This window comes from Microcoleus sp. S36b_A4 (assembly GCF_036700645.1).
Classification (GTDB): domain Bacteria; phylum Cyanobacteriota; class Cyanobacteriia; order Cyanobacteriales; family Microcoleaceae; genus Microcoleus.
The window spans coordinates 23,994-34,367 of the sequence record NZ_JAUBPI010000069.1; the positions used below are offsets into that span (position 1 = coordinate 23,994).

At 46.0% G+C, this 10,374-nt stretch carries 7 protein-coding genes; all 7 read right to left on the reverse strand.

Annotated features, from left to right (window positions below):
- Positions 1 to 221: 221 nt before the first annotated feature.
- A complete protein-coding gene (locus QUA03_RS20250) occupies positions 222 to 1,292 on the reverse strand; it encodes a patatin-like phospholipase family protein (RefSeq protein ID WP_333214365.1) in 1,071 nt (356 codons plus the stop codon).
- A 232-nt stretch (positions 1,293 to 1,524) separates the two neighbouring features.
- Complete coding sequence (locus QUA03_RS20255; RefSeq protein ID WP_333214367.1) at positions 1,525 to 2,055, reverse strand: peptidoglycan-binding protein; 531 nt, start codon at positions 2,053 to 2,055, stop codon at positions 1,525 to 1,527.
- A 300-nt stretch (positions 2,056 to 2,355) separates the two neighbouring features.
- Positions 2,356 to 4,482, reverse strand: a complete 2,127-nt coding sequence (locus QUA03_RS20260; protein ID WP_333214369.1) for a HEAT repeat domain-containing protein — start codon at positions 4,480 to 4,482, stop codon at positions 2,356 to 2,358.
- Positions 4,483 to 4,667: 185 nt separating this feature from the next.
- Positions 4,668 to 5,027: a nitrite reductase small subunit NirD gene (nirD, locus tag QUA03_RS20265; RefSeq protein WP_333214371.1), complete on the reverse strand. Its 360-nt coding sequence runs from the start codon at positions 5,025 to 5,027 to the stop codon at positions 4,668 to 4,670.
- A 224-nt stretch (positions 5,028 to 5,251) separates the two neighbouring features.
- A complete protein-coding gene (gene nirB / locus QUA03_RS20270) occupies positions 5,252 to 7,816 on the reverse strand; it encodes a nitrite reductase large subunit NirB (RefSeq protein ID WP_333214373.1) in 2,565 nt (854 codons plus the stop codon).
- A gap of 419 nt (positions 7,817 to 8,235) precedes the next feature.
- Positions 8,236 to 9,024 (reverse strand): ABC-2 family transporter protein, encoded by a 789-nt coding sequence (locus tag QUA03_RS20275; protein WP_333214375.1) that lies wholly within the window; start codon positions 9,022 to 9,024, stop codon positions 8,236 to 8,238.
- 202 nt (positions 9,025 to 9,226) lie between these two features.
- Entirely contained in the window at positions 9,227 to 10,207 is a 981-nt protein-coding gene (locus QUA03_RS20280; protein ID WP_333214377.1) for an ATP-binding cassette domain-containing protein, read from the reverse strand.
- Positions 10,208 to 10,374 lie beyond the last annotated feature (167 nt).

A 10,374-nucleotide genomic window follows, 5' to 3' on the forward strand; every position in this document is an offset into this window, starting at 1 on the left:
TTCTACTGGGTCAGAAACTACAAGCCTCGTGCAGTATGCCAAGCAAGACCCGAATTTTCGGGAAGATTTGATCAGGTGGGAGAAAACGGCTTCGGATCGCGATCGGTGTTAGGTAATGGGGGAAGCGGTGCGGTTTGGGATGCCCTGTTGTGGGAATGAATACACACAAAATCTTACCCCCATTCAAAATCCTCCAACCGGATCTCGATTTAACGGTGCGGTTAATTAGGATATAGTTCAGTTTCCTCCTTCAAAAGCTTACACAACTCATCCAAATCTTTCTTACTATGTTCAATGAGTTTTTCACCTCTGTTCTCTAGGTACTCAATATTAGTGGGACTTGCGTTGTCGATTTGATCGTGACCATTATCGCTACTCAATTGAAGTTGAAAACGATAGTAGTTTCGGTTATTTTCTTGATCTTTTTTAGTCACCATTAGCTGAGCAAGTTCATAGGCAACCGATTCACTTTGACCATCTAGAACAACGTTAAGTAAGGGAATAGCCCATTTTATTTGACCCCAATTTTTGGCTTCTTTATACTTATATTTCTTAGTTAGTGAACCCGTACCCAAAGAAACAACAAGGGTCTCAGTACGTTGTAGTTCTTCACCCGTTTTTTTCTTGTAAGAAATCATCGCCTCCATCATTGCAAGTGAGGAAGGATTATTTGCAAAAATTCCGCCGTCTACCAAAGCGTAATATCCTTCATCGGTATGATGTCCCGTTTCGAGTTGGTAGGGTGGAAAGAATGTCGGTGCAGCAGAAGTTGCCATTGCTGCTTCCCACATTTTGAATCCCGTACATACTTTCCGGCTATCAAAACTCTTGATTTCCTCTGCGTCCCGATTGCTTGTAAAAAAAATTGGTGCTCTGAGTTCGATATCATAGCTGGGGATGAAAATTTCTCGTAATGCCTCTTCAACCTTAGCTTCACCTAAAAGATCCTTTAAAACTTGTTGCCTACCTTTTGGGTTGTGCTTGGGTTGTAACAAATCATCAATATCCCCTATAATATACTCATTGAAAATCTTTTGTCCATATTTGCGATAGAAATTTACAAGTTCGGCAGCGGTATACTCTGGCTCACTATTGATGCTAGAATCTGAGTTTTTTCTAGTTAAACCCAGTGCTAAAATTCCTCCGGTTGAAGTGCCTGCAATAAAATCAAACATTGTTGCTATGCGTTTTCCTGTGCGCTCTTCAATGTAGTTGAGAACGATCGCAGGAATAATACCCCGAATACCACCACCATCAATTGAGAGAATTCTTCTCTTGAATTTAGTACCCATCACACGTACTCCTTTAGATATTGCTTAAATTATCAACAGAAATGAAACAAACTCCTACAGTATCAAAATACCAACAGCCAAGCTCATCATATGGTTTCCGGTTGCATCGGAATAATCAAGTCGAGTCAACAGTTAACAGTTAACCATTCTGTTTTTTGACCCCGAGTTAACAGTCAACACTCAACAATTATTTCGCTCGTGCAACCGGAATTTATATGAATCCCACCCGTTATTAGTGCCGTAACTTGCTGAGGGCGTGCCACGTTTTGTAGCCGACAATTCCATCTTGCGGTAAAGCCTTGCTGAGTTGCAATTGTCGCACTGCTACATCTGTCATCGCCCCGAAGAATCCGTCAATGGAACCGAAATAGTATCCATTGATTTTCAAGACATTCTGAACAATTTTAACAGCATTACCAGAACTGCCCTTCATGACTACCGGCATATTCACAGGTGCACCAGAGTATAGTGCTTGCCAAGTGATAGGGCCGACAATCCCATCTTCTTGTAAAAAGACGCGGTGTTGATAGCCTTTGACGGCGTTGTGAACTTGGATGCCGAAAATACCGTCAATCGCCCCGGAATAATAACCCCAATGATATAGAAGCTGTTGTAGTTCCTTGACAGCTTGACCTGTTGAACCCCTTTGTAAAGTGGGTTTGTTTACTCCCGTTGTTTCAGCAAATGCCAGAGTTGATTGAGAAGTAGTTTCGGCGACGAGAGCCATAGTTTCATTGTTCAAGCTTCTTTCTTCGGTGTACATAATGTGGTTCCTCTCAACATTTAAGTTTTGGTCTTTGATATTTCAGGTATAACTGGTGGAATTTGTGGATGCACAGTAACTTTTTCGAGTGTCACTCATTTGAGTGTCACTCGTTTGAGTTAGTCCCAGTGTTAACTGTTAATATCACTTCCGGCTGCGCCGGAATGAGATACTGAAAGAATGTTAAGAGTGCAATGAAGACAAGTTATGCCTAAACATCTAAAGTTGGAGCTTCCTCAAACTCCAGAAATAAGAGCAGGCATGATTAATTTTCCGAGGTGTCTAAAGGATTGTTTCTACTTACCAGTCTTGGCTGCGTAGCCGGCGACCCGCTAAGGCCCGCACTTGCTCTTCTGCGTCGGAAACTGCAAGCGATCGCAACAAAGGCACAACTCCCGGATTTTCGGGATAATGTTCGATAATCGCTTCGAGTGCTGTAAATCTGGGGTTGTAAGGAAAAGAACCGTTTTGATTTTCAGGATCGCTCAAAGTTCGATCGCGCAAAAACTCAAACATTCCCGGCTCGTCTTTCCATCCCCGCATTAACTCTACCAGGGCGATCGCCCGCACCTGCGAATCTTCATCTTTTTGAGCTCTACTTTTGAGCCACTCGAAAGTTTGAGACTGATTGGTCCACCCGCGCGCTAAGTTTTGCAAAGCGATTTGCCTGACAGCGGGACTCTCATCGCCCTCTGCTTTAGCCTCCAGCAGCATCCAAATTTCAGGATTGTCTGGCCAGTTGTAAGCGAGTTCAAGCACCGCCGCTTCCCGCACTAGCGCTTCCCCAGAATCGAGCTGAATTTTCAGCCAAGACAAGGTTTCCGGGGCGTCGGGCCACCCCCGCACGATCGATCGCACTAGCACGCTCAGCAGGTGAGAATCTTGCTCTGAATCGACCAGGCTTTTGAGGAAAGGCAGCGTCTCGCCCCGGTGAGACCAGCGTTTTGCGATTTCTTCCACCGCAGTTTCTCGGACGTTGAGGTGTCTATCTGATCCGGCGAGATTTTGCAACCAGCCAAAGACTTCGAGACTTTCTGACGCCAGTGTGGCGACAGCCTCCACTACTACTTGCCGCACAGTCCAGTAATCCTCGGAATCAGCTATTTTTTGCAGCAGGGGCAGGGTTTCTGGGTTGTCGGGCCAACCTGCAGCTATCTGTTGTAGGGCTATTTCTCGCAGGTCGGCGTCGCGATCGCCCAATGCTATATTTTTCAAAAAAGTCAGAGTTTGGGGGTTCCCAGGCCAGCCAGAGGCAATTGCTTGCACTGCTGAGCGCCGGACGCTCGAACTCGCGTCGGACTCGGCTTTATTCTTCAGCAGTGGGTAAATGTCTGGTTCATTGGGCCAGTGCGAGGCCAATTCTTCTAAGGCTGCTGTCCGCACTTCTTTACTGCTGTCGGATTCGGCTAGGGTTTTCAGCAGCAGGTAAACGTCGGCTGCGGCGGGCCAGCCTGCTGCCAACTCCCGCACCGCTACGGTTCGCAGGATAGAACTTCCTGTCTGAGCAAGGTTTTTTAGCAGGGAGGCGGTGCCTAAAAGGCTGTGCCAACCTCTGGCTATTTCTTGCCACGCACAGACTCGTACTCCCAAATTTTCGTCGGATTCGGCGACGGTTCTCAGCAGCAGCAAGGTATCTGTGCGATCGGGCCAATTAAATGCCAACTGTTCGAGTGCTGCGGTGCGAACTGCGGGACTTTGATCAAACTGAGCCAAGGCAGTCAACAGTGGCAAGGTATCGCTCGTGTCTGGCCAACCAAAAGCCATTTCTCGCACACAGGTCGATCGCACTGCCCAGCTTCTATCGGATTTGGCGAGGTTTTTGAGCATCAGGTAAATTTCTGGCTGGTCTGGCCAACCACGGGCTATTGCTTCGACTGCTGTGGCCCGGACTTCGCCACAGTCTGTGGAGTGAGCGAGTATTTTCAGCCAGGGCAGGGTTTGCGGGTCGTTTTTCCAAGTTTGGGCGATCGCCGCGATCGATCGATTGCGAATTTGATAAGTTTCCTGCAACTCTTGAGCGCTTTGATAAAGAATCAGGAAACCCGTACCGTATTGCGATAACTTTTTTAAAGCGCTTAACAGTTTTTTGGCAGTTTTTTTATTAACATCATTTTTAACTTTTAACAGGCATTGCGCTGCTAAAAACAAATTAATAAATTTTGCTTGTTGACCGTTTTGATCCGTGAGATATTCTATAATTTGGCTCGCTGTTTCTTTGTCGAGCTTAGCTGCAATTTCTCTGAGGACTTCGTGCAAAGATTCGTCCCGCCAGTGCTGGCCGAAAACTTGTATGTTGAGTTCGCCCCAAGTCAGTTGACCGATTTTGAGTTGGGCATGGATTAACTCTGCTACCGTCTGGGGATTATTTTCGGAAACAAGTTTTTTTAACAACATACCGATACCCTGCTCGCTGAAGTTTGTTTGCATTGACAATCCTCCCATCAGCTCGGATATTAGTTGAGATTTTTTTGAGCGAGCCTGGAGTATGGAGCCAATCGACTCTATTTTAGACGAAAAATACTGAGTCGGCAGGGCCCCAATGTAAAATCCGCCAGCACCCACAGGAATGTTAGGTGGTGGCGGATGGCGATCGAACAATTAAGCCGCTGAATTTAACTAACAGCTACTTGGACGCGATCGGCTGCAACCCGAACCGCAAAAGTAGGAATCTTTACCGTTTCATCATCCAGACATTGCCCGGTAGTTAGACTAAAGTTTTGTTTGTAAATGGGAGAAGCAACTTTGAGAGTCCCGTTGCGATCGCCCACAATTCCCCGCGACAAAACAAAAGCTTTGCTAAACGGGTCATAATTGCTGAGCGCATAAACTTCATCTCCGTTTCCCACTCGGAAAATCGCCACTTGTTCGCTTTTAACTAAAGCGCAAACTCCAGTATAAGGGGCGATCGCATCCAGAGAACACACATCTACCCAAGTAGTCACAGTATCCGAAACTTGTAATGATTGAACCATCTTCTTTTCCTGTTATTTTACTTCAATCTCGTTCCCAGTCTCCGGCTGGGAACGTAGGTTTCGAGGCTCTGCCTCGCCTCGCCGAAGGAGGCAGAGCCTCCCGGAATTCATTCCCAGGCTCTGCCTGGGAACGAGATTCTTGCTCCCTCCCCTGATTCAAGGGGAGGGCTGGGGAGGGGTTATCTTGCTCCCTCCCCTGATTCAAGGGGAGGGCTGGGGAGGGGTTATTCCGAAACTCCAACCAGAGCCTTTTCATGTTCGTTAGCCGGCCGCGTTTGTCCCCGTTCCGCAACACGAACAATACTCGGATCGGGCAAATCGGAATTCACAAAATGCTGGAACCGCTGCACTTTTTGCGGGTCTTCAATCGTCGTTTTCCACTCGCATTGATAAGTGTTGACTAAATGTTCCATCTGCGCTTCTAATTCAGCACAAATGCCCAGAGAATCCTCAAGAATCACCTGCTTTAAGTATTCAATCCCGCCCTCAAGTTTGTTCAACCAAGTAGCAGTGCGTTCCAATCTGTCGGCGGTGCGGATGTAGAAAACCAAGAATCGATCGATATACTTAATCAAAGTTTCCTTATCGATATCCGTCGCCAGCAAAACCGCGTGTTGTGGCTTAATTCCCCCGTTACCGCACACGTACAAATTCCAACCATTCTCTGTTGCAATTATCCCAAAATCCTTGCTTTGAGCTTCCGCGCATTCGCGAGTGCAGCCAGAGACAGCAGATTTAAGCTTGTGGGGCGATCGCAAACCACGATACCGCAATTCAACTTCGATCGCCAAACTCGTTGAATCCTGCACCCCAAAGCGGCACCAAGTGCTACCCACACAAGATTTTACAGTACGCAGAGCCTTACCGTAAGCGTGTCCCGACTCAAATCCCGCATCAATCAACCGACGCCAAATATGCGGCAATTGATCCACGCGAGCTCCAAACAAATCAATCCGTTGCCCGCCAGTAATCTTAGTATAAAGCCCAAAATCCCTGGCAACTTCACCCAAAACAATCAACTTATCCGGCGTAATTTCTCCCCCCGGTATTCGCGGCACAACCGAATAAGTACCGTCGCGCTGAATGTTTGCCAAAAAGTAATCGTTTGTATCTTGCAAACCGACGTGAGACTTCTCTAAAATATGGTCATTCCAAGTAGAAGCCAGCATCGAACCAACAGCAGGTTTGCAAATTTCGCAACCCTTACCTTTCCCGTGTCTTGCAATCAACTCCTCAAAGGTTTTAATTTCTTGAGAGCGCACTAAATGGTACAATTCTTGACGAGAATATTCAAAATGTTCGCAGAGATTATTTTTGACTGCAAACCCAGCTTTCTTCATCTCCGCCTTGAAGATATCCGTCACCAAAGGCACGCAGCCGCCGCAGCCCGTCCCAGCTTGAGTGCATTTCTTGACGCTGGCAACATCGGTTAAATTGCGATCGCGAATCGCTTCACAAATCTGCCCTTTGGTAACATTATTGCAAGAACAAATTTGAGCCGAATCCGGCAAACTGTCTACTCCAAAACCCGCCGATGCTCCCCCTTCTCGCGGTGGCATCAACAAATCTTCTGGATGCGGCGGCAGAGCAATTTCATTTTGCATGAATTGCAGCAAAGTGCCGTAAGCCGAAGCATCTCCCACGAGAATTCCGCCTAAAATCCGGCTGCCGTCTTGATTTAAAACTAATTTTTTGTAAATGCCTTGGAAGGTGTCAGCGACAACAATTTCTTTAGCATCGCCCGACTTGGGAAAAGGATTTCCAAAACTAGCGACATCCACCCCCAATAATTTGAGTTTAGTGGACATATCCGCACCTGTAAAAGTGCTTGTGGGACGGGCATCTTGCCCGTCATCCGCTACACGGCTCAAAGTATCTGCTGCTACGCTTGCCATTGTATACCCAGGCGCAACTAAGCCGTAGATGCGATTTTGATACAGGGCGCATTCTCCGATCGCATAAATGTCAGGATCGGAGGTTTGGCAGCTATCATTAATCACTATGCCACCGCGTTCTCCTACTTCTATACCGCAACTTCTCGCAATTTCGTCGCGGGGGCGAATGCCAGCAGAAAACACAATCATATCTGTTGCCAATTCCGAACCATCAGCAAACAGCATTTTAGTAACTTTGCCATCTTCGCTGACAATTTCTGTGGTAGATTTGCTGGTATGAACCGAGACACCCAAATCTTCTATTTTGCTGCGGAGAATTGCACCGCCCATATCGTCAACTTGCACGGGCATCAGCCGCGAGGCAAACTCAACAACGTGAGTTTTGAGACCCATATTTTGCAGAGCATTAGCACACTCTAGACCTAACAAACCGCCGCCAATTACTACACCTGTTTTGCAATTTTTAGCGTAATCGGACATCGATTCCAGGTCGTCAATTGTCCGGTAAACAAAAGTTCCTGTAGCGTCTTTACCTTTAATTGATGGCACAAATGGATAGGAACCGGTCGCGAGAACAATTTTGTCGTAGGGAACTTCTAAACCGTTGGCTGAAGAGACTATTTTGTGTTCCCGGTTAATGGCGACTGCTTTGTCGCCGATGTGAAGCTTTATGTCATTTGTGTGATAAAATCCAGGTGGAACTAAAGATAAATCTCCCGCTGTTTTGCCAGAGAAAAATCCGCTGAGGTTTACGCGATCGTAAGCAACGCGCGGTTCTTCACAAAAAGTAATTAAATTCCAGTTTTTGGCTGCATCCGAGCTGACCATTAACTCTAGGAACTTGTGACCTACCATGCCATTGCCGATTACAATGAGGTTTTTTTGGGCTGTCATTAGAATCTCTTTTATCCCGTTTATCAGTCGTTGGGTTTATTAATATAAGACTTTATTGTAAATTTTTGTACTTATAGATACAAAAAATGGAGGTTTATGCAATTGTCGAATACTCCCGATTGCATTTTTGCATGATAGACTTGTTGCATAAATCTTTGATTGATAGCTCGACCGCAGATGCAAGGCAGATAAACACCGATTAACGCAGATAATTTCAAGAATTGAGTGTGAGTGAATGCAGTTCAAGTCTGATATGTGCGATCGACTTAAGTAGGTGCGTCAGTCGATTTGAGATTGGAGATTTGAGATTGGAGATTTACTCCACAGTTAAGTATGGTGCATCAGCTAAGTGTTTGTGACAAAACGATTAATATTTTTACTGTGACGCACCTTACAGTTTTCTAATTTTTAATTATTATTTAAGCGCCCATGCCCGAATACTGTTTCAAGCCCTGCCGCCAAAGCCAGCGATTCCACACAAAAAACACCGCACTCCAACCCAACATTACCAACAAACCGCGGCCTAGATCTACGGGCAATCCGATCAAGATTGAAGCGGGAAAATGAATCAAATAAGGAAACGGCGTCCACAAAACTACTTCGCGCACCGGTGCGGGAAACACTTCTAGCGGCGCGATAAGTCCCGATAAAAACAGGTAAATTAGAAACCAGAATTGCTCGATCGCACTTGCCCTCTCCAGCCAAAAAGCAAACAGCGCAAAGGTATACTGTATCAAGAACCGCAAGCAAAAAGCCAAGACGATAACCAACAAAAACAGCAAAAACCTGCCCAAACTCGGCAGCCAAAAAGCCTGCGGGTAAAGTGCAAAAAACAGCAGCACTAATCCGCATACAAAGGGCAGCCTCGCAAACCTTTCGGAAACGTGAGATGCGAAGTGGTGCCATACGGGATCGAGAGGCTGCAACAATCTATTAGATAGCCTGCCTTGCACTACTTCCTTTTCAAACTCCCAAATCACCCAAACTACATTTGTTTGCCTGACAATGAAAGCCGCTAAAAAATAACGGGCAAAGTCGATCGCATTCAGCCCAAATTGACCCGTTTCTGCCGCCTGCATCCAGACACCCATCAAGATAAACGGCAAAGCTCCCGACAGCGCCCACAAAAACAATTCCGCCCGGTATTCGAGCATATAAGCGTAGTAGGTAACTAGCAAAGTTTTAGCAATTTTGAGGGATTTTGTCATATCAATTGTAGATTTAATTTTTCGGTGTTAGCAACAGGTAAGATGCCCGTTCCACAAAACATTGAAAATTTAGTGGAACAGGCATCTTGCCTGTTCCATTTTTCGGTGTTAGCAACGGGCAAGATGCCCGTTCCACAGAACATTAAAACTTTAGTGAAACAGATATCTTGCCTGTTATGGAGAATGAACCCAGCCAAAAACATTACACTTTTCCCGTGCGAAAAACTCTACCAATTACCTCTTCAATTGGCGGATCGGTAACAGTCAAATCTATCACTTCCAACTCCGCCAAAATCTTCGCCACACTCACCGTCAGCTCCTCCCTTTTGACTAAAAACCGCACCGATTGTCCCTCAATAGATTCTACCTCTCCGTAAGTAAAAGCACTATCTTTTTCCAGCGGCTTAGCTAATTTTACCTGAACTTCCCGATAAGGTGCAAACCTGTCGAGCAATCCGTCCAAACTGCCATCATAAACTAATTGCCCTTCATGGATTAACAAAACGCGCTTGCACAAAGCAGTAATGTCAGCCATGTAATGGCTCGTCAACAACACCGTTGCTTGATAGCGCTCGTTATATTCTCGCAGAAATTGCCTGACGCTAAACTGTGCGTTTATATCCAAACCTAAAGTCGGTTCATCTAAAAATAATACCTCCGGCTGGTGCAGCAGCGCCGCCATCAATTCAGCTTTCATGCGTTCGCCTAAAGAAAGCTTTCGTACCGGCTGATTCAACTTGCCTTCTAGTGACAGCATCTCTGTTAATTCTCCGACTCGCCGTCGATAATCTGTATCGGGAATGCCGTAGACAGCGGCATTGATTCGCAGAGAGTCAAGCACGGGTAAATCCCAAATTAACTGCTGTTTCTGACCCATCACTAAAGTGATTTTTTGCAGAAAATCTGCTTCCCGACGGAAAGGAGTACGATCGCACACACTCACCGTACCCGCAGACGGATAAATCAAACCAGTCAGCATTTTCAGCGTAGTAGTTTTGCCCGCACCGTTAGCACCGAGAAACCCCACGACTTCCCCCGGTTCAATACTAAAAGAAACGCCCTCAACTGCTTTGATATTGCGGTAAGTGCGACTAAAAAAGTGTCGCACTGTTCCTTTAAGTCCCGGTTCTTTAATCGCTACCGGATAAACTTTGCTCAAGTCTTCAACTAAGATAATTGGCATCGGCTCAAATTTTAACTTTTATTTTAATCTAGGGTATTTCCATCAGGCTTGTGCCAAGATGGAGCGATCGAGCTGTCTAGTAGGGTGCGCCCATTGGTGACAAGTTAAGACTGTAAGTCTTTTGTCAAGAGGCTTTTAGAGAATTGTTGAAAAAAAACTGGTCAGAC